The organism is Eubacterium album, from assembly GCF_025336545.1.
Classification (GTDB): Bacteria; Bacillota; Clostridia; order Lachnospirales; family Lachnospiraceae; genus Eubacterium_U; species Eubacterium_U album.
Window position 1 is genome coordinate 100,866 of sequence record NZ_JAODBU010000012.1, and the last position, 20,104, is coordinate 120,969.

The window sequence follows — 20,104 nt, forward strand, 5'->3', positions numbered from 1 at the left end:
TTTTATTGGAAGTTTAATACAACATATTGGTCACTTACTCTAACAATATCACATAATATTTATATTGCATAAACCTACAAATAATGTTGCACTTTGAATATAGAATATTCTAACTAAAATTAAAAATTCGGCCGGAGTTTGAAGGGAGTATAGTTGCAGAAGTGGGAACAATTAGGGCTTTCAGATAATTTTATTTTTCAGAAGGTAATGTTAAATGAAGAATTATGCAGAAAGATATTAACTGAAATAATTGGCATAGAGGTTTTAAAAATTAAATATGTAGACTATGAGAAAACTATAGCAATAAGAAATGATGCTAAGGGAATAAGGCTAGATGCATATATTAAAGGCGACGATGCCGTATACAGCGTGGAAATGCAGAATTTAAGTAAAGACAATCTGAAGAAAAGAAGTAGGTATTATCATGATATGATTGATTTAGATTTACTTGAAAGAGGATGTAGATATAAGAATTTGAATAATACATATGTGATATTTATATGCGATTTTGATTTGTTTGGAGAGAAACAATATAAGTATACTTTCACAAGTAAGTGTGAAGAGGTTCGCGGATTGGCTTTAAATGAAGGAAGAACAACAATTTTTATGAACACGAAAGGACAAATCGGAGACGTTAGTGAGGATTGTAAACTTTTTCTTAAAGCGGTCAGGAGCCAGTTTACTGCTGATCCTTTTTCTGCTATATTAAAATCAGAAGTGGAACGAATAAAATCAAGTACAGAATGGAGGAGCGAGTATATGCGTTTAAGTGAATGGCTTGAGGATGAGAAAGAGTTGGCACGTGAAGAAGGAATGAAAGAAGGCAGAGAAGAAGGCAAACAAGAAGGTTTACAGGAATTTTTAGTAACATTGGTTTGCAAGAAATTAATCAAAGGTGAAAGTTGTGAACAGATAGCTAAACAGTTGGAGGAGAGTGTTGATTCTATTGCTAACATAAGAGACATAGCTGAAAATACTGAGCCTAAATATGATGTAGAGAAGATAATGCAAGAGATTTCAAAATAGCAGAAATCAAAAATGCCGGTAATATTAATTTATTGCTGGTATTTTTTGATGAAAAAATTTTTTATGCAAAATAAAATAGTAAATATAATGAATAAAATTTATATTGCAAATAAAAAACAGATATAGTAGTATATCAGAAATTAAAATAATGGGGGACAATGAAGTAAAAAAATATTGGTACGGGTTTGCAAAGGAGGGGTTTCTATGAAACTAATTTATATCAGACAGCAGAACTTTCATTTGGCAGACGAAAAGGAACAGGATGACATTTTGACACATTATGAGAAGAAGAACAAAAAAATTTGGACAAAGAGGATGATAATCTCATTTGTATTAGTAATTATTGGAGTTATATTTGAAATAATAGCATCCCGTGTATCACCATGGATGTATTCCGTTAGAGATTACTACAGGGTGGCTATCATATGGGGAATAGCTATTTTCTTCGTGTTTAATATTTCATCATGGGCATTGCTTGATTTTTGGCAGGATATGGAATATAGACCTGATAAGACTCCAATTTTAAAACTAAGAGTTAAGAGCAAATTATTTGTGGAGAATCTTACAATAATCAGACAGAAAAAATGGTTTGTTATGTGTGAAACAGATGAAGGATTAATAGAAGACGTTATTATTGTAAATAATCGTTCAGATTTTAATACTATAAAAGAAGGCGATATGATTTATGTAAAACGTGAAGGTGAAGTAGGTGAATATGTGTATTATTACATTGCATAATGTGATGAATTAAGAAATAGAAGAGAAGATATCATTATGCATAAGACTATTAAAAACAGTGCATATTTTATTTAAAACTTACAAATAATAAGAAATATATTTAATGCCAGAGTCGCTAAGCCGTAAACTAGTGATGAATAAGAACATTGCAGTTTCGGGCTTTTGACTCTGGCATTGTGCGTTATAAGAAAAAGCAATATTGAGAATAAAATATATTTCGTGAGATATTCAATTCTAACAATTGTTGCAAACACGCTTTGAAACTAGAATTTATATACCTATGCCAGGTATTACAAATCATACCTTGACAATAGGAATTAACGTGTTATAATGCATAGTGTAAATCATATCAATTTACTAGGAATATATACAATAAAACAATAGATTTAAGTTTGTGGAAAGGTAAGGTATCTGTTATGAACAAGACCATATACATGGATAATGCAGCAACTACAAGAGTGTTGCCTGAAGTATTTGAAGAAATGAAACCATATTTTTTGGAACAGTATGGAAATCCATCTTCTGTGTATTCATTTGTAAATGACGCTAAGAAGGTTGTAGATCAGGCAAGGGTAACAATTTCTGATTTTATAAATGCAAAACCGCAGGAAATTTATTTTACTGCAGGTGGAAGTGAATCTGACAACTGGGCATTAAAAGCAACAGCAGAAGCTTATGCGAATAAAGGAAAACATATTATTACATCAAAAATTGAGCATCATGCAATTCTTCATACATGCGAATATCTTGAAAGAAGAGGGTTTGAAGTAACATATCTTGATGTAGATGAAAATGGTATTGTTGATTTAGAGCAGTTAAAGGCATCAATCAGACCGGATACTATTTTAATATCGATTATGACTGCAAATAATGAAATTGGTACAATCGAACCAATAAAAGAAATTGGTGCGATTGCGAAGGGACATGGCATTTTATTCCATACAGATGCTGTACAGGCTTATGGACATATTGCAATCGATGTTGATGAAGCAAATATTGATATGCTAAGTGTTAGTGGTCACAAATTTAATGGCCCTAAAGGAATAGGATTTTTATACATCAGAACAGGTGTAAAGATCGGTTCATTTATTCATGGCGGAGCTCAGGAAAGAAAGAGAAGAGCCGGAACACTAAATGTACCTGGAATTGTCGGAATAAAGAAAGCAACTGAAATTGCAAGAGACACACTTAAAGAAAGAAGTGAGTACGAAACAAAATTAAGAGATTATGCAATTGATAGAATTTTAAATGAAATTCCATTTACAAGATTAAACGGAGACAGAAAAAAACGTCTTCCTAATAATATGAATTTCTGTTTCAGATTCATAGAAGGTGAATCAATGTTAATATTATTAGACCAAAAGGGCGTATGTGCATCAAGTGGTTCAGCCTGCACATCAGGTTCATTAGATCCTTCACATGTATTACTTGCTATTGGTCTTCCACACGAAATTGCACATGGTTCAATCAGACTTACAATTAGTGAGGAAAACACAAAAGAAGAAATAGATTTTGTAATTGATAATTTGAAACAGATTATAGAAAGATTAAGAGCAATGTCACCATTGTATGCAGATTACGTAGCAAAACATAAATAATATTTTAAATTTCAAAGAAGGAGGATAAACTATGTACAGTGAAAAAGTTATGGATCATTTTATGAATCCAAGAAACGTCGGCGAAATAGAAAACGCAAGTGGTGTTGGTACAGTTGGAAATGCTAAATGTGGCGATATCATGAGAATGTATTTAGATATTGATGATAATGGAATAATTAATGATGTTAAGTTTAAGACATTTGGATGTGGAGCAGCAGTTGCAACTAGTAGTATGGCAACTGAGCTTGTAAAAGGAAAAACAATACAGCAGGCTTTGGAGGTAACAAACAAAGCAGTTATGGAAGCATTAGACGGACTTCCACCTGTAAAAGTACATTGTTCATTGTTAGCAGAAGAGGCAATTCACGCAGCATTATGGGATTATGCAGAAAAGCATAATATTAAGATTGAAGGTCTTGAAAAGCCGGTTAATGACATTAGTGAAAAAGAAGAGGAAGAAGAATATTAAACTACAAAAATTGAAATAGGACCCTGGGATTTATAAAAGTGAGAGGTTTTTGTAAATTATAATTGTTAAAAGATGTTAACTTTATAGTTTGCTTCACTAACCTCTCGCTTTTTTTCATTTATAATGATAAAATGATGTGGATATAAAAAGTATATCTAAAAAAGAAAAATAAAATTTTTGTAATTTTAAAATGAAAGGAACGATAAGAGTTTTATGGCAGAAAAAGTAGTCGTTGGTATGTCTGGCGGTGTTGATTCATCGGTGGCAGCATATTTGCTTAAAGAGCAGGGATATGATGTTATGGGAGCAACAATGCAGATATGGCAGGATGAAGATAATATAACAATGGAACATGAAGGTGGATGTTGTGGCTGGTCAGCAGTTGATGATGCAAGAAGGGTAGCTTTCAGACTTGATATTCCATATTATGTAATGAATTTTAAAACTGATTTTAAAAAGTATGTTATAGATTATTTTGTAGATGAATATTTGCATGGAAGAACACCAAATCCATGTATTGCCTGCAACCGTTATGTAAAGTGGGAGTCGCTTTTAAAGCGCTCCATGGAAATAGGGGCAGATTATATCGCAACAGGTCATTATGCAAGAATTATAAAATTGGAAAATGGCAGATATACAATCAGAAATTCAGTAACAGTCGAAAAAGACCAGACATATGCTTTATACAATTTAACTCAAGAACAGTTAGCTCATACGTTAATGCCTGTAGGAGAATACACAAAAGATGAAATTAGAAAAATAGCAGAGAAGGTTGGTTTGGAAGTGGCAAGCAAACCTGACAGCCAGGATATTTGCTTTGTGCCGGACCATGATTATGCTTCGTTTATAGAAGAAGAGTCAGATACTAAATGTATGCCCGGGAATTTTATATTAGAAGATGGCGAAGTTGTAGGTAAACATAAAGGAATAACGCATTATACCATAGGACAGAGAAAAGGACTTGGTGTAACATTTGGAAAACCAATGTTTGTAAAAGAAATTAAAGCTGATACAAATGAAATTGTTTTATGTGAAAATGATGCATTATTTACAAAAGAAGTGATTGTGGAGAATGTAAATTATATGGCAGTTGAATCAATAAACGAACCGGTAAGACTTATTGGAAAAATTCGATACTCTCATAAAGGAGCACCATGTGTTGTTGAAGCAATAGATCAAAATACAATTAAATGCACATTTGACGAGCCGCAAAGAGCTGTAACGCCGGGACAGGCAGCAGTATTTTACATGGATGATTATGTGTATTGCGGTGGAGTAATTAAGTAAAGTGAAAGATTTTATTTGGAGGAAAAAATATGGCAAGCGAAAAAGATATTGAAAATATTATTAATATGTTAGATGGAAAAGTTGCAGCAGGAACAAGCAGAATTAATTTAAATGTATCTGATGGTGTAAAAGATGGTGAAGTGAGAGAAGTTCATCATCATGGCCGTTGTGATGTTGGAAGCGCATGGGCAAAAGGAACAGTAAAGAATCCTGAATGTGTAGACATTCCAAATACAGATGCAATTGATGAGTAAGCGATAGTGGAATATTACGGAAACATAGTGCGTATCGCAGAGTTATCCGTAAAAATTTATAGCAAAATGAATAAAATTTAAAATGAAAAAGTATAATTACGGATGATTTTCAAAATTTGAGAGTCATCCGTAATTAATTTTATATAAAAAGAATTTAAAAAAAATCCTTAATTCCTATTGACATACTATGAAAAGTAGGATATGATAGTGCCAGTTGATAAATCATAGCATTCTACTATGAAAACTATGAAATTGAAAGCGAGGATAAAACATGGTAAGTTTTGTACAAGGAACATACTATATTCCAAAAGATGATCGAATGTGTTGTTGTTAAGTTAAGAAAATTATTTGGGAAGTAGTATACATAATTAATACTTGAGGAAAGATAAGGAGTAAACATTATGGCAAAGAAAACAAGAGCAGAAAGAAATTTAAAATTTGAAACATTACAGTTACACGTAGGACAGGAAAATCCGGATCCGGTTACAGATGCAAGAGCAGTTCCAATTTATCAGACATCATCATATGTATTTAAAAATTGCGACCATGCAGCGGCAAGATTTGGATTAACAGATGCAGGAAATATTTACGGAAGACTTACAAATCCTACAGAAGATGTTTTTGAACAGAGGATTGCAGCACTTGAAGGTGGTGTAGCAGCATTAGCAGTTGCATCAGGTTCAGCAGCAATTTCATATACAATTGAAAACCTTGCACAGAACGGTGACCACATCGTTGCAGCAAAGAATATTTATGGTGGTACATACAACCTTTTAGCACACACACTTCCATCATACGGAATTACAACAACATTTGTTGATCCATTTAATTATGAAGAAATTGAATCAGCAATTAAGGAAAATACAAAAGCTGTATTTATTGAAACACTTGGAAATCCAAATTCAGACGTAGTAGATATTGAAAAGATTGCAAATATTGCACATGCACATAAGATTCCATTAGTAATCGATAATACATTTGCAACACCATATCTTGTAAGACCAATTGAATATGGTGCAGACATCGTTGTTCATTCAGCAACAAAATTCATCGGCGGACATGGAACAACAATCGGTGGTGTAATCGTTGATAGCGGTAAATTTGATTGGGAAGCATCAGGAAAGTTTGCTTCATTAGTTGAACCAAATCCAAGTTATCATGGTGTAAGCTTTACAAAGGCAGTAGGACCTGCAGCATTTGTAACAAAAATCAGAGCTATTTTACTTCGTGATACAGGTGCAACAATTTCACCATTTCATGCATTTATTTTCTTACAGGGATTAGAAACATTATCACTTAGAGTTGAAAGACATGTTCAGAATGCATTAAAGGTTGTAGAATATTTGAATAATCATCCACAGGTTGAAAATGTAAATCATCCATCAGTATCAAAGGACCCTGAACAGCAGGCACTTTACAAGAAATACTTCCCTAATGGTGGTGGCTCAATCTTTACATTTGAAATTAAAGGTGATGCACAGAAGGCAAAAGATTTCATTGATAATCTTGAATTATTCTCATTGTTGGCAAATGTAGCAGATGTTAAATCATTAGTTATTCATCCTGCATCAACAACTCATTCACAAATGACAGAAGAAGAACTTTTAGGTTCAGGAATCAAACCAAACACAATCAGATTATCAATCGGTACAGAAAATATTGATGATATTATTGAAGATTTAGAAGAAGCATTTAAAGCAGTGAAATAATGATACCCGCGATATGCAAATATTGGGTAGGATTGTGGGAGTGCGTAGCACGGAACAATCCGGAGGCATCAAAGTTGGAGAATTTTGATACCAATATATATAATATAATATATGAATTGAAAAATATTGTAGTATAATAAAATTTGTAATAAAAATAAAACGGAACCCGCAAAACCCGCATTAAGCGTAAAAAGACAACGGAACCCGCAAGAAAAGAAAGAAGGATTATTATGGGAAAGATATATAAGGGAACTTTAGAATTAGTTGGAAATACACCATTAGTTGAATTTACACAGATTGAAGAAACTGAAGGTGTTGAAGCAAAGATTTTAGCAAAACTTGAATACTTCAATCCGGCAGGAAGCGTAAAGGATAGAATTGCAAAAGAAATGATTGAAGACGCTGAACGTACAGGAAAATTAAAACCAGGTTCAACAATTATTGAACCAACATCAGGTAATACAGGTATCGGCTTAGCTGCAATTGCAACAACTAAAGGATATAAGAGCATTATCGTAATGCCTGAGACAATGAGTATTGAAAGACGTAACATTATTAAAGCATATGGAGCTGAGATTGTTCTTACAGATGGCGCTAAGGGAATGAAAGGTGCTATAGCTAAGGCAAATGAATTAGCAGAAGAAATCGAAAACAGCTTTATTCCGGCACAGTTTGAAAATCAGGCTAACCCTGAAGCACATAGAAAAACAACAGGACCTGAAATCTGGGAAGATACAGATGGAAACGTAGATGTATTTGTTGCAGGTGTAGGTACAGGTGGAACAATTACAGGTGTAGGCGAATATTTAAAGAAACAGAACCCTAACGTTAAGGTAATCGCTGTAGAACCTGAAACATCACCTGTTTTATCAAAGGGTGAATCAGGACCACATAAAATTCAGGGGATTGGAGCAGGATTTGTACCAAGCACATTGAATACAAAAGTATATGATGAAATTATTGCAGTACCAAATGAAGTTGCATTTGAATATGGAAAGAAAGTTGCAGCTAAAGAAGGTGTGTTAGTAGGTATTTCATCAGGAGCAGCCCTTTATGCAGCAATTCAGGTAGCAAAGCGTCCTGAATACAAAGGAAAGAATGTTGTAGTTCTATTACCTGATAGCGGTGATAGATACTATTCAACTCCATTATTCCAGTAGGAATTATGTATATATAATAACAACACAAAGACTCTCAGCCGTAACAGGTTGAGAGTTTTGTGTATTATATTGCTTTCTGCGCTATTTATCAGGTCTTGAGTAAAGTTTAGAACCGTTTCTGTAACTATTATTTTATAGGTTCAAAATTCTCTTCAAACAATAATTCATTTGTTTCCATGATTGAGTAATTATTATTGATGGAAAAAATAATTATAGAATCTCTTGCATCCTTTGCATATAAGATTTTTTGTTTGCCAATAGTGAGAGCACGCTGCGTTTCAGTAAGATTCAGACCTATTCCAATGCAAAGTGCGATTAGTTTTTCACGTCCGATAACCTTTTGACCTTTAAAAATTTCATAACCATAAGTTCTATCGAGATTTGAATTCTTAATTGCCTGGCTTTTAGAAATCCCTTTCTCAGTAAGTTTATTTCCCAAATATTCGTCAAGGCTCAGTTCTTCATCTAAATTTGATGAAATATATGATTTTAAATCCTTTTGATTGTTAGCAGATTTTAATATCTTTAAAAGATCATCAGTAGGTTTCTCTGATAAATTTTTTATGTCTGATTTGTTCAAATTAAAACGTCCTTTCTTTTGTGATAATCAAAAATAGTGTATAATATTAACTACATCAGTTTATTAAAAATGTAAAGGGAAATCAATATGACTAACAGAGAAAAATATATTTTGTCAATTTACGAAGAACTGTCCGATATGGGAAAACATGAAAATGTGAAATTAGTAAAAAATACTGTAAATGATGGAATATACATTAAAAAGACTTTGAAAAATTATAATATAGAAATATATAAAATTTTGAAAAACAGGCAAATCAAAGGAATTCCAAAAGTATATGAAATTATAGAAGATGAGAAAGAACTTATTATTATAGAAGAATATATACATGGACAGACTTTGGACAAAAAATATAACAAAACTGATGTGGAAACAGTAAAAAAAATCATGGAACAGTTGTGTAATATTTTAAAACAATTACATAATATGAATCCGCCGATTATTCATAGAGACATAAAACCAACAAATATTATGGTTTCAAATGATGATGTCGTATATCTTGTAGATTTTAACATTTCAAGGGAATATGACGAAAATCAAAGTGTTGATACAGTAATAATGGGAACACAAGGATATGCATCACCTGAACAGTGTGGTTTTGCACAGACGGATTGCAGGTCAGATATTTATTCGATAGGAATGCTAATGAAAAATATACTCATGGTTGATGAGTATCCTGATAAAGAAACAAAGAGTCTTAAAAGAATAATAGATAAATGTACATCTATAGACCCTGAAAAAAGATATAAAAATATAGAAAAGTTAGAGCAGGCATTAAATAATAAATTGGGCGAAAGAATTAGTTTTCAGTGTAATGAAACTGATGAAAAAATAAAACAGTCATTTTTGCCACCTGGATTTAGAAGCGGAAAGATTGCTAATATGTTAATTGCATTGGCAGGATATGCAAGTATGATTAGTCTTGCAATGGCGATGGAGTCAAGTAGTTCTAATCCGGTTGTTAAGACAAAAGAAGATATAGTGTTCAAGATAATTATGCTAATAACAGAATTAGTTACAGTAGCAATTTACTTTAATTGGAGAGGAATAAGAGACGGACTTCCGATTGTAAAAGAAAAAAATATGTTGATAAGATTGATTGGATTTGCAATTTATCCGGTTACAATTCTCGTATTATTAATAGTTGTTGCATTGATAATTATATAAATTGTAAGTTATAAATGTAAGGTCACTTTAAGCTTAGTTTTGTTTGCTTAGTTTGCAAATTGCAATTAAATATACATATAAAACTATCCACGAAATTTAATAAATTAATGCAAATTTACAATTTAATAATTGTATGCTGACAGCATACCAAATATTTCCACAAATCCTATAAAATAGTTGTAAATCAGACACGGATTTACGAAATGATTTCCGATTTCAAAACTTAAAACGGTCATAATTCCCTTGACTGTATTTTTAGGATTTGAGAAACGATTTCAATTTCAGAAATTAATCCGGTTAAATATAACATTTTAGAAGGAGGAGAGTATAGGTGTGTTTAAATTTAAATACATCATACCAGGAAAATTATGGCAGGCGAGAAAAAGAAGAAAAAATGGTGGATAGCAGCGATAGTGATTGTAGTACTTATAATTGTAGCAGCAGGGGGAAACTCAGAAGATTCAGATAAATCAGGAACTGATTCAAATCCTAAAAAAGTGTCGCAGACAGATGACAAAAAAGATTCTAATGATGAAAATAAAGGCGATGCTGATTCTAAAAATGATAAACAGGAAGAGTCAGTACAGACTGAGTTTGCAAAAGGTGATGTAGTTGAAACTAAAAGTTTGAAAGTCTCTTTTTTGGATTGTGGTGAATTTACTGATTATAGTGAATATTCAGAACCGGCAAAGGGAAACAAAATAATATATGCTACATTTGAATTTGAAAATATATCAGATGATAATGAATACATTTCTACAGGTGATTTTTCGTGTTATGCAGATGGATATGATTGCGAATCATATTATGATTTTGATCAGGAAAGTTTAGATGCAACTCTTTCAAAGGGAAGAAAAACAAAAGGAAAGATATTTTTTGAAGTACCTAAAGATGCAAAAGAAATAAAGATAGAATATGATATAAATTTCCTTACATCTGATAAGATAATTTTTGTATATCAGTAAGTGAAATAAAAATGCAAATACGGATAATATAAAAAATTGAGAGCAAAATAAACAATAGATTGCATATCAGTTGAATATATCTCGACAATAAAATATTTGCAAAAACATAAAGTCCTTTAAGTTAAGGTGATTTGCTTAGAAAATGGATATTTTTTCTAAAATGGCACAACCTATACTTAAAGGATTTTTTCCTTTTTAGTTTTAAAAATAAAGTATTTGATGCTAAAAAGTGTATTTTTCTTTTAAATAGGAAAAAACAGTTGAAATAAATAAAGGATATTTGTATTATAAATGGGGTTAGGTAATATGTATTTGGTATAATATTTCAAATATAATTTCTCAAATATCTATCCTTGGTTTTGGAAATTCAAATTAAGTAAATTAAGCGTATAAGGAGAAGAATAATGCGTAAAACAAAGATTGTATGTACAATAGGACCGGCATCTACAGACGAGAAAATCATTACAGACATGTGTAAAGCAGGAATGAACGTTGCGCGTCTCAATTTTTCACATGGCACACACGAAGAACAGCAGAAAAAAATTGATATAATTAAAAAAGTTAGAACAAAATTAAATCTTCCTATAGCGGTTATGTTAGATACAAAGGGACCAGAATATAGAATTAGAACATTTAAAGACGGAAAGATTGAATTAAAGGCTGGAGACCCATTTACTTTTACAACTGATGAAGTAGAAGGCGACCAGACAATAGTCTCTGTATCTTATAAGAATTTGAACAAGGATTTAAATGTAGGGGACAGAATTTTATTAAATAATGGTTTAATGGAATTTGTCGTAAAAGAAATTAAGGGAAACAACATTATCACAGAAGTTACAGTAGGTGGTGTTTTATCAGACAGAAAGAGTATGAGCTTCCCTAATAAAGTATTAAAACAGAAATATTTGAGTGAACAGGATAAGCAGGATATATTATTTGGTATTAAAAATGAAGTTGCTTATATTGCATGCTCATTTGTATCACAGAAGCAGGATTTATTAGATGTAAAGCAGTTTTTGAAAGAAAATGACGGTGAAGATATCGACCTCATTGCAAAGATTGAAAATCAGGCAGGTGTAGATAATATTGAAGAAATTTGCGAAGCCTGTGAAGGCATTATGATTGGCCGTGGTGACATGGGTGTTGAAATTGCATACGAAGAGCTTCCGGCAATTCAGAAGCATTTGATTACTAAGTGTCGTATGCTTGGTAAACGAGTTATTACAGCAACAGAAATGTTAGAGTCAATGATTACAAATATCAGACCAACAAGAGCTGAAATATCAGACGTTGCCAATGCTGTTTACGATGGAACAAGTGCAATCATGTTATCAGGAGAAACTGCAGCAGGAAAATATCCGGTAAAAGCTGTAGAAGTAATGGCTAAGATTGCTGAAAGAACAGAACAGAGTATCCATTATGATAAAAGATTTAGAAATTTTGATTTCCAGATTAGAAATGAAATAGATGCTATTTCACATGCAACATGTGGTATGGCTATTGATATTAAGGCAAAAGGAATTGCTGTATGTACATTATCAGGTATGACAGCAAGAATGATTTCAAGATTCCGTTCACCGGTTGATATTGTAGGTCTTACAACAAATGAGAAGACATGGAGAAAATTAGCTTTATCATGGGGTGTAACACCTATTATGGTAGAAGAATTTGATTCTACAGAAGTTTTATTCTACACAGCTAAGAAAACAGCTAAAGAAGTACTTGGCTTAGAAAAAGATGACAGAATCGTAATTACAGGTGGATATACAAATGGCACATCAGGTAATACAAACTTAATTAAAGTTGAAAGAATTTAATTAGCTGATTTTGAAAGATAAATAATTAGAAAAATTTAAATTAAAGAGGGACTGCAAATAATTGTGAATACTTTTATTTGCAGTTCTTTTTTAGACATTGCATTGTATGTTTAATTAGATTAATTGTTACTAAAAAGATTATTTCTATAAATTTATATTGACAAACAAAAGAATGTAAAGTATATTGTAGTTAGTTAAGACTAACGCAAAGTTTTAACAACTAACTGCACCTATAAAATCGGGCATAATGCAACACGAAAGTGTTTAGGTCATAAGTAAGTTTCTACCTCCAATGAAACACGACTTATGACTGATAAAGCCCGTAATTTTTTTGACCTACAGGTTAGTTATAACTAACTAAAGGCGGGAATTAAAATGTTTGGGAGGTAGGCAATATGTTTGAACAGGAGTTAATAGAGCATTGTTCTCCAACGTTAGCGTCTATTAAGGCAGCAAGCCTATTTACATATACATATAAATCACTAAAAGAGCTTCATGTAAGAGTGACTTATTGGAATTCAAAAATGAAGAGAAAAGGTATTACATTTGACATTTTGTCAGAAAACGTGGGAGTGAATAAAGCCCTTATATATGTTTACAGAAGAGCAGATTTGGAAAAAATATTAAACAGGGATGAAATAAGAAGTTTCTTATTAAATCATGGATATTTGATTGATGACAATGAAATTGTCGGAGGCGTTAATTGCGAAAACATAATACTCCAGTTAAAGAAGAAATTTGAAAAGTTAAATCAGTTTCCACATGAAATAGGAATATTTTTAGGATATCCAATAGGTGATGTAAAAGGCTTTATTGAAAATCATGGGTGCAATTGCAAATGTACAGGTTATTGGAAAGTATATTGCAATGAAGAAGAGGCAACAAAGACATTTCGTAAATATAAAAAATGCAGAGATATTTATATGAATCTTTGGATTAGTGGGCGTAGTGTTATGCAATTAACAGTTGCAGCTTAAATGAATATAAGTAGGCAGATTAGTTATAATACGTAGCACATAATAATTAGTCAGTTATATTCTGAAAATAATATCATATAATAAAAAACTTATGAATAATCATAAGCAAATATAAATAAGGAGGATTTTAACAAATGAGTAAAATCGCAGTAGTATTTTGGACAGGAACAGGTAATACATCAACAATGGCAACAGCTGTAGTTGAAGGAATAAAAGAAGCAGGTGCAGAAGCCGAATTAATTGCAGCAGCAGATTTTGGCGCAGCTAAAGTAAAAGAGTATGATGGAATTGCATTTGGATGCCCTGCCATGGGAGACGAAGTTTTGGAAGAAAGCGAATTTGCACCAATGTTTGATGAGTGCAAACCTGAATTACTGGGAAAGAAAGTAGCATTATTTGGCTCATACGGTTGGGGAACAGGCGAATGGATGGAAAATTGGGAAGCTGACTGTGCAGCATCAGGAATTAAACTTGCAACAGATAGTGTAATTGCTAATGAAATGCCTGATGAAGAAGCCCTTGCAGCATGTAAAGCTCTTGGAGCAGCATTAGTTTAATATAATAATTAAATAGTGTTTATACAAAACAATCTCAAATGTGAAATAGCTTTGATATAAAGCAAACCAAATAAGATTTGATAACTACTCCTGAAAAAATATGGAGAAAATCATAATAAATTCTACTAACATAATAAAAATGCCAGTGAAATAAGTTCACTGGCATTTATTATCTTGTGCTTTCTAAATATATTAAATACGCATCTTTAAATTGTGTATATTTTCTTCTGGTTAAATAGGCCTGCAATTTATTGCAGGAGAAATAGATTAATGAATGGTCGAATTTAGAAACATATTCTAGATTGACAATATAACTTCTGTGAGAAATAAAAAAACATGGCATATTTAATGTATCCATCCAATATTGCATGGTATGTATAGAGTCGTAATCTTTGTCAACAGTATGAACAGTTATTTTTCTACCATGAGCTTCAATGCAGACTATATCAGATGCTAATACGGTATAGACTTCATTTTTGGTTTCAATTGGAATTTTTGATACAGAGGAAGCGTATAAGTTCAGTGCATCCTTCAGATTCTTAAAAATTCTTTGTTTATCCAATGGCTTTGAAAGATAACGGAATACATGGAAGCGCATTGCGTCATCCAAATATTTTGAATATGAAGTTACAATAAATATAATTATGTTCGGATTTGATTTTTTGAGCTGATTTCCAACATATATACCGCTTACATCAGGCAATTCTATGTCTAAAAAAATAATATCTTTTTCATTGCAGTCTGAAAGTAAATCTTTACCGTTATTATAAACCGTTATTTCAGGTAGTTTTAAAGAGGTTGTATTAAAAAAGCAGTGTAAAATATCTTTTAGTTGTGTAGAGATTTCTAAGTCATCATCACAAATTAAAATTCGCATTGTAATTCCCCCTTCTACAATAAAATTGAATGTTGTTAATAATTATACAATAAGGATAAAATAAAATTCAATAATAATATATTTTTTAAAACTTCATAAACTTAGCGACCTTCTATTGCTATAATTGTATGAAAAGTATTTTTATCGTTGTTAAAATACATTTTAATATTTCCATTATATTTGTTAACGATTCGTTCTACGCTTTTAAGTCCAAATCCATGTTTTAATAGGTTCTTTTTGTTGGAAACAGGCATTCCGGATTTGTTAAATGTTGGACTGACAGTACAACTGTTAACAACATTAATTATAGTTATATTAGTATTTTCTTTTGAAGTAACACTTAAATCGATGTATGAATTCTGGATATTAATGCAAGCATCCATGGCATTGTCTAATAGGTTGCAAAACAATGCTGTAAGGTCAGAATAATCCAAATGACAAAGTAGCTTTTTTCGAACATCAACTTTAAATATAATATTGTTGTCTTTACATGATTGTATATAATGACACAGAAGAGAATTTAACAATTCATTATCAGAAATATGAACTGAAGTCTGTAAATCAGGTGAATTTAAAATAGTATCAAGATATTCACTAATTTTATCATGCTCATATTGTTCATTTAATTTGGCAATAGACATAAGGTGTTTTCTAATATCGTGAATTAGAATTTTTTGATTTTCATCTTGTTTAAATAAGGTTTTGTAGTATTCTGCCAAATCATATTCTTTTTGTAATTGCAATTGTAAATCCATAAATTCCTTTGCTTTTTGTTGAGTATAATTATAAATATAAAAAGTTAATATACATATAATAAGTAAAAATGCTGAACATGAAGAAAGCATATGTCTAAAATGTTTAGATATAGGAACACATAGCAATACTGTTGTGAGTGTAAGATAAATATAAATTGAAAATATTGGAATAACATTAAGTAAAGCGGTTGCCTTACTGGTATAACCATTTTCGTATGTTGGTGTATTTAATAAAATTGCAATAATTCTTAAAATTAAAAAATATAATATTTTAGATAACAATGTTACAGTAATCATAATTTTAATATTAGGGTGTATAGATATTGCTGTATTGGTAAATTGAGAAAATAGACCAATAATCGTCATTTCGCTTAAACTCATAATACTTGTAATTATTATTGAGTGAAAAAGGCAAACATTCCATTTAATATTATAAGATAACAATATAATGACAAAATTAATTAATGTGAAAAAAATTGTGTTTGTCCAAAAAGATTTTATAAAGGAAAGTAAAAATAGAAAGCCGTATCCTATAAATAAGGTAATAAAATTTCGTATTTTTGAGTATTTGGAATTAAATAAATTAGATGTATACCACCATAGTATTAAAGATTCTATGATATAAATCAATAAATATAGTATTGTTGTTTTCATAATAAGAACCCCCTGTATGTAATTAATAACTATTTATATATAAGATGTCGGTGCCAAAAGCCTCTCAACTTTGATGCCTACGGATTGTTCTGTGCTACGCACTCCCACAATCCTCCCCAATATTCGCATATCGTGGGATATTCATCTCACTTTTATGCGAATATTGGGGAGGGCCTCAAAGTCTTTCGACCACTTATTAGCAAGCTCATGTGGTCTTAGACTTTTTGACCCTAGTATCATATATAATATACTATAAAATAAAAAAAATCAAAACTAATCGACCAAAAAATACTATTTAATGTCGTTTCATGTATATAATGTCGATTTTTTTACAATGATAAATTATTATGTGTGTATAGCTTTCAATGGTAATAAAAAAGAAAGGGGGGAGTGCGTTGAAAGATAGAAATGTCATTACAAAAACAGCTAGGCTGATAACAGGTTCGCTTGATTTAGTACTTAAATCTAGTGCAAATTCGACATCATGTGGAGTTCTTTATCAACCAAAGGCACCCAAAACGTTGGAGCGTTTTAGAAATAAAAAGAAATGAGATGCCTATCGGTGTACATTGTTACATGGTTAATTAAGCAGAAAGCAATACTAAAAGAAGATAGAGAATTGTACGAGTATGCTACATACAGTTTTTTCTTGTCTTTTTTTCCTTTATTTATTTCGATAATTATAGGAAGTGTGATGGGAAAAGTCCTTGAAAGCATATTATTTATAATTACGTTTATGTCAGTCAGAAAATTTAGTGGTGGTTTTCATGCTAAGCAGGCATGGGTATGCATTATTTCTTCATGCATAATATTACTAGCATGTATTTGTATTATTACTAATGTTATGTATAGTAGTATTTTTGATATAGGTATTCTATGGGCGGTTATTAATCTGATTATGTTTAGTCCTATTGATAATGAAAATCGTAAATTAGATTTAAGTGAAAAAAAAGAATATAAATTAAGAATAATCGTTATAGTTTTAATAAGCGTAATAATATATTTCGCACTAATATTAATAAATAAAGAAGAATATGCTGTATGTATAAGTGTGGGAATAATGTTATCGGCATGTTTGCAGATACCATGTATATTGCAAAAATGCAATAGAAAATAAACGAAAACAGGCTTTTATGAAAATTGTAAAAAATATGATGACCAAAAACAACAGTTTTTTGTCGTTTCGTGTAATAAATATGGAAAAGAAAAATATATTTAGTTATATTAGTTTACAATCATTGAAGCTATATAATGTTGGTATTTTAATATCAATTAAATTACGAAAGGAGACAGGATTTTAATGAAGAAAAAAATTATATGTTTATTAACAGCAGCAACACTTTTAGTATCTAATATATGTAGTGTTTCAGCTGCGAATGTATGTGGAGGAAGTACAGTGTTTCAGAATACTAAAACAAGGGCGTTAGCAACGACGTATTGTTCTTATGCAACAGCATCAGATTATAAAATAATTACAGTGTTACATGCAACAGATTCTAGCCATAGTTCATACAATGTTAGTAAAAGTAAGAGTGCAACGACAACTGTTCAAAAGTATAAAGATACTGAAAATGGAAAGAAGTGGATAAGTGCATCTGGTGAACATTATGTTTATTATAAAGGAGGACTTAATTGGAGTTATAATAGTGTAGCTCCAAAATAGAGTAAGTAATAAGTGTACATATAGAGGTGTATTAAATAAATGCACCTCTATATAAATAAAAAATATCATAAAATAATTTTATGTAGTATAATGTAATAAAGGGAAAATAATGACAATATGTCAATTGGAATTAATTATAATAGGGGGTGTAGAATGAGAAACAAAAGTCTAAAAATATTGCTGTTATCTTCAGCAATAATACTCTCAGGATGTAACAATAATAATACAGAAAAAGATAGTGTTAGAGATTTTTTAAACGAAGCACAAAAAGAAGTAAAAGAAACAGTAACGGATACTAAAGAGGAAGTTTCAACAGTAAATAACAATAAAGATGAGCAGAGCCGATTGTCTAAGGAATTTCTTGAAGAAAGGTATCCGGGAAAAACAATTTTAAGTTATATGTATGCTGAACCACAAGCGTGGAATGATAATGTAGAGCATAGATACTCGGACGAGCAGATGGTTGCTGTGAATGATTATCTGGTAGAAAATGGTGCGGATTATGTTATTTATTTTATGCCTGTGACATTAGAAAATATGACATTAGATTATGCACTTGATGTAGTTAACGGAGAGAATCCGCCAGACATAATAACATCGGTAGGATACAGCGATGTAGTAGATAATTCAAGCAAAAAGATGATTTTCAGTGGAATATATGAAGATTTGGATAAGTATAGCGATACAGAATCATACAAAAAACTTATGGATGCATATCCTTCAGGATTATATAGATTGAGCCTTTATAATGGGGCATTTTATGGATTTAAGACATACGTTTTTTCGAGTGAAACAAATTACTATATGTACAACAGGGATGTAGCTGATAAATATGAAATTAAAAAAAGTGATATTGAAGGAAAATCACTTGGCGGCGTTATTCCTGTGCTAAATAAAATAAAAGGCTGGGAAAGTGATTATAAATATAGCGTTACGGCAAGTTACCTAAGTCAATATGAATTGAATTTTTTGGAGCCTAATTTTTATTTTGAAAATTATGATAGTGACCCGGTATTTTGGCTTGATTGTATTGGTGTAGATGCGAACACTGACGATGACAATGTTATAACAATTACTAATAGTAAAATGATAAAAAAGGATTATGAAGCTCTATATGAAATGTATCAGAAGGGATATAGTTGCATTAATGGCATAAAAGGCAAAAAAAATTACTACGGTACATCTAATCTTATAGGGGATGTAACTATTAATAGTTTTATAGAAAGTTGTTGCGTTACAACATCAGGAAAGAAAAAAATGAATATTCTTACACGCTGGGATACCAGTCAGAATATGGAAGTTGTACCTATGATAAAAAGATATACAACAGATATCGGAGGCTATTCAACAATTAATGGAGTATGTAGTAAATCTAATAATAAAGATAAAGCTTTAGATGCAATAGCTACGATATGCAGTGATAAAATACTGTCAAACATAATGGTAAATGGAACAGATTCCGTGGGGTATGAAGTTAAGAATTATACGCCAAAAAATTGTGATTCATATACGTCGGATGGAACAGACAATTTGGCAAATCAGTATCTTGTAGATGATAAGGATGATATTGATCGACAGCTGGCAAAAGAATCTATGAAAGATGCAAAAATAAATACGTCCATAGAGGGAGAGTATTTTGATTTATCAGGTTATAAAGAAAATTTAATAGAAATTAAAAAGATAGAAAGTGGATTTTTAGGAAATTATTATGACGTGCCGAAGTTATTTAGCGATGAATATGGAAGTTTTGAGGAGGCTTGGAATGACTTTGACAGAAAACTAAAAGAAGCCGGGGCAGATGAAGTTGTATCGGAAATAAATAAACAGAGATTGGAAATGAGTAAGGGGTGA

20 protein-coding genes are annotated in these 20,104 nt (G+C 31.2%); 17 read left to right on the plus strand and 3 right to left on the minus strand.

Going from position 1 to position 20,104, the window contains the following annotated elements; genetic code table 11:
* Positions 1-153: 153 nt before the first annotated feature.
* The 8 genes from N5B56_RS11805 to cysK all read left to right on the plus strand — a co-directional run bounded on the left by N5B56_RS11805 (position 154) and on the right by cysK (position 8,241).
* Complete coding sequence (locus N5B56_RS11805; RefSeq protein ID WP_260979035.1) at positions 154-1,026, plus strand: Rpn family recombination-promoting nuclease/putative transposase; 873 nt, start codon at positions 154-156, stop codon at positions 1,024-1,026.
* A 204-nt stretch (positions 1,027-1,230) separates the two neighbouring features.
* Entirely contained in the window at positions 1,231-1,764 is a 534-nt protein-coding gene (locus N5B56_RS11810) for a hypothetical protein (protein WP_260979036.1), read from the plus strand.
* 416 nt (positions 1,765-2,180) lie between these two features.
* Entirely contained in the window at positions 2,181-3,362 is a 1,182-nt protein-coding gene (gene nifS / locus N5B56_RS11815; RefSeq protein WP_260979037.1) for a cysteine desulfurase NifS, read from the plus strand.
* A 31-nt stretch (positions 3,363-3,393) separates the two neighbouring features.
* The gene (gene nifU, locus N5B56_RS11820) at positions 3,394-3,831 is read left to right on the plus strand and encodes a Fe-S cluster assembly scaffold protein NifU (protein WP_260979038.1); all 438 of its coding nucleotides are present in this window, start codon (positions 3,394-3,396) and stop codon (positions 3,829-3,831) included.
* A gap of 213 nt (positions 3,832-4,044) precedes the next feature.
* Positions 4,045-5,118 (plus strand): tRNA 2-thiouridine(34) synthase MnmA, encoded by a 1,074-nt coding sequence (gene mnmA / locus N5B56_RS11825; RefSeq protein WP_260979039.1) that lies wholly within the window; start codon positions 4,045-4,047, stop codon positions 5,116-5,118.
* A 29-nt stretch (positions 5,119-5,147) separates the two neighbouring features.
* Positions 5,148-5,372, plus strand: a complete 225-nt coding sequence (locus tag N5B56_RS11830; RefSeq protein ID WP_022088439.1) for a hypothetical protein — start codon at positions 5,148-5,150, stop codon at positions 5,370-5,372.
* Positions 5,373-5,773: 401 nt separating this feature from the next.
* Positions 5,774-7,081, plus strand: coding sequence for an O-acetylhomoserine aminocarboxypropyltransferase/cysteine synthase family protein (locus N5B56_RS11835; protein WP_118565685.1), 1,308 nt, complete (start codon positions 5,774-5,776; stop codon positions 7,079-7,081).
* Between the two features lie 230 nt (positions 7,082-7,311).
* Positions 7,312-8,241 (plus strand): cysteine synthase A, encoded by a 930-nt coding sequence (gene cysK / locus N5B56_RS11840; protein ID WP_260979040.1) that lies wholly within the window; start codon positions 7,312-7,314, stop codon positions 8,239-8,241.
* A 127-nt stretch (positions 8,242-8,368) separates the two neighbouring features.
* On the opposite strand, the gene N5B56_RS11845 is transcribed toward cysK, so the two are convergent.
* On the minus strand, positions 8,369-8,821 hold the full coding sequence (locus tag N5B56_RS11845) for a hypothetical protein (RefSeq protein ID WP_022088436.1): 453 nt from the start codon (positions 8,819-8,821) through the stop codon (positions 8,369-8,371).
* Between the two features lie 87 nt (positions 8,822-8,908).
* Between N5B56_RS11845 and N5B56_RS11850 the strand changes: the two genes are divergently transcribed.
* The 5 genes from N5B56_RS11850 (at position 8,909) to N5B56_RS11870 (ending at position 14,304) form a co-directional block, all read left to right on the plus strand.
* Positions 8,909-9,988, plus strand: coding sequence for a serine/threonine-protein kinase (locus N5B56_RS11850; protein WP_260979041.1), 1,080 nt, complete (start codon positions 8,909-8,911; stop codon positions 9,986-9,988).
* Between the two features lie 368 nt (positions 9,989-10,356).
* Positions 10,357-10,953, plus strand: coding sequence for a DUF4352 domain-containing protein (locus N5B56_RS11855; RefSeq protein WP_260979042.1), 597 nt, complete (start codon positions 10,357-10,359; stop codon positions 10,951-10,953).
* Between the two features lie 404 nt (positions 10,954-11,357).
* On the plus strand, positions 11,358-12,770 hold the full coding sequence (pyk, locus tag N5B56_RS11860) for a pyruvate kinase (RefSeq protein ID WP_260979043.1): 1,413 nt from the start codon (positions 11,358-11,360) through the stop codon (positions 12,768-12,770).
* A 395-nt stretch (positions 12,771-13,165) separates the two neighbouring features.
* Positions 13,166-13,747, plus strand: a complete 582-nt coding sequence (locus N5B56_RS11865) for a DUF3793 family protein (protein WP_117910761.1) — start codon at positions 13,166-13,168, stop codon at positions 13,745-13,747.
* A gap of 134 nt (positions 13,748-13,881) precedes the next feature.
* Complete coding sequence (locus N5B56_RS11870; RefSeq protein WP_260979044.1) at positions 13,882-14,304, plus strand: flavodoxin; 423 nt, start codon at positions 13,882-13,884, stop codon at positions 14,302-14,304.
* Positions 14,305-14,473: 169 nt separating this feature from the next.
* Here N5B56_RS11870 and N5B56_RS11875 read toward each other — a convergent pair whose 3' ends face one another.
* Together N5B56_RS11875 and N5B56_RS11880 are read right to left on the minus strand one after the other, a co-directional pair.
* Positions 14,474-15,181, minus strand: a complete 708-nt coding sequence (locus tag N5B56_RS11875; protein WP_260979045.1) for a LytR/AlgR family response regulator transcription factor — start codon at positions 15,179-15,181, stop codon at positions 14,474-14,476.
* Between the two features lie 101 nt (positions 15,182-15,282).
* Positions 15,283-16,590, minus strand: coding sequence for an ATP-binding protein (locus N5B56_RS11880; protein ID WP_260979046.1), 1,308 nt, complete (start codon positions 16,588-16,590; stop codon positions 15,283-15,285).
* A gap of 365 nt (positions 16,591-16,955) precedes the next feature.
* Between N5B56_RS11880 and N5B56_RS11890 the strand changes: the two genes are divergently transcribed.
* The 4 genes from N5B56_RS11890 to N5B56_RS11905 all read left to right on the plus strand — a co-directional run bounded on the left by N5B56_RS11890 (position 16,956) and on the right by N5B56_RS11905 (position 20,104).
* Positions 16,956-17,141, plus strand: a complete 186-nt coding sequence (locus tag N5B56_RS11890; RefSeq protein ID WP_260979047.1) for a cyclic lactone autoinducer peptide — start codon at positions 16,956-16,958, stop codon at positions 17,139-17,141.
* A gap of 11 nt (positions 17,142-17,152) precedes the next feature.
* The gene (locus tag N5B56_RS11895; RefSeq protein WP_260979048.1) at positions 17,153-17,707 is read left to right on the plus strand and encodes an accessory gene regulator B family protein; all 555 of its coding nucleotides are present in this window, start codon (positions 17,153-17,155) and stop codon (positions 17,705-17,707) included.
* A gap of 183 nt (positions 17,708-17,890) precedes the next feature.
* Positions 17,891-18,253 (plus strand): hypothetical protein, encoded by a 363-nt coding sequence (locus N5B56_RS11900; RefSeq protein WP_260979049.1) that lies wholly within the window; start codon positions 17,891-17,893, stop codon positions 18,251-18,253.
* A 153-nt stretch (positions 18,254-18,406) separates the two neighbouring features.
* Positions 18,407-20,104 carry a hypothetical protein gene (locus N5B56_RS11905; protein WP_260979050.1) on the plus strand — a complete coding sequence of 566 codons (1,698 nt, stop codon included), beginning with the start codon at positions 18,407-18,409 and terminating at the stop codon, positions 20,102-20,104.

Bases quoted from the DNA above. Each gene is read 5' to 3' on its own strand.
- N5B56_RS11810 (WP_260979036.1), top strand. From the start codon at position 1,231: ATGAAACTAATTTATATCAGACAGCAGAACTTTCATTTGGCAGACGAA.
- nifS (WP_260979037.1), top strand. From the start codon at position 2,181: ATGAACAAGACCATATACATGGATAATGCAGCAACTACAAGAGTGTTG.
- nifU (WP_260979038.1), top strand. From the start codon at position 3,394: ATGTACAGTGAAAAAGTTATGGATCATTTTATGAATCCAAGAAACGTC.
- mnmA (WP_260979039.1), top strand. From the start codon at position 4,045: ATGGCAGAAAAAGTAGTCGTTGGTATGTCTGGCGGTGTTGATTCATCG.
- N5B56_RS11830 (WP_022088439.1), top strand. From the start codon at position 5,148: ATGGCAAGCGAAAAAGATATTGAAAATATTATTAATATGTTAGATGGA.
- N5B56_RS11835 (WP_118565685.1), top strand. From the start codon at position 5,774: ATGGCAAAGAAAACAAGAGCAGAAAGAAATTTAAAATTTGAAACATTA.
- cysK (WP_260979040.1), top strand. From the start codon at position 7,312: ATGGGAAAGATATATAAGGGAACTTTAGAATTAGTTGGAAATACACCA.
- N5B56_RS11850 (WP_260979041.1), top strand. From the start codon at position 8,909: ATGACTAACAGAGAAAAATATATTTTGTCAATTTACGAAGAACTGTCC.
- N5B56_RS11855 (WP_260979042.1), top strand. From the start codon at position 10,357: ATGGCAGGCGAGAAAAAGAAGAAAAAATGGTGGATAGCAGCGATAGTG.
- pyk (WP_260979043.1), top strand. From the start codon at position 11,358: ATGCGTAAAACAAAGATTGTATGTACAATAGGACCGGCATCTACAGAC.
- N5B56_RS11865 (WP_117910761.1), top strand. From the start codon at position 13,166: ATGTTTGAACAGGAGTTAATAGAGCATTGTTCTCCAACGTTAGCGTCT.
- N5B56_RS11870 (WP_260979044.1), top strand. From the start codon at position 13,882: ATGAGTAAAATCGCAGTAGTATTTTGGACAGGAACAGGTAATACATCA.
- N5B56_RS11875 (WP_260979045.1), bottom strand. From the start codon at position 15,181: ATGCGAATTTTAATTTGTGATGATGACTTAGAAATCTCTACACAACTA.
- N5B56_RS11880 (WP_260979046.1), bottom strand. From the start codon at position 16,590: ATGAAAACAACAATACTATATTTATTGATTTATATCATAGAATCTTTA.
- N5B56_RS11890 (WP_260979047.1), top strand. From the start codon at position 16,956: ATGGTAATAAAAAAGAAAGGGGGGAGTGCGTTGAAAGATAGAAATGTC.
- N5B56_RS11900 (WP_260979049.1), top strand. From the start codon at position 17,891: ATGAAGAAAAAAATTATATGTTTATTAACAGCAGCAACACTTTTAGTA.
- N5B56_RS11905 (WP_260979050.1), top strand. From the start codon at position 18,407: ATGAGAAACAAAAGTCTAAAAATATTGCTGTTATCTTCAGCAATAATA.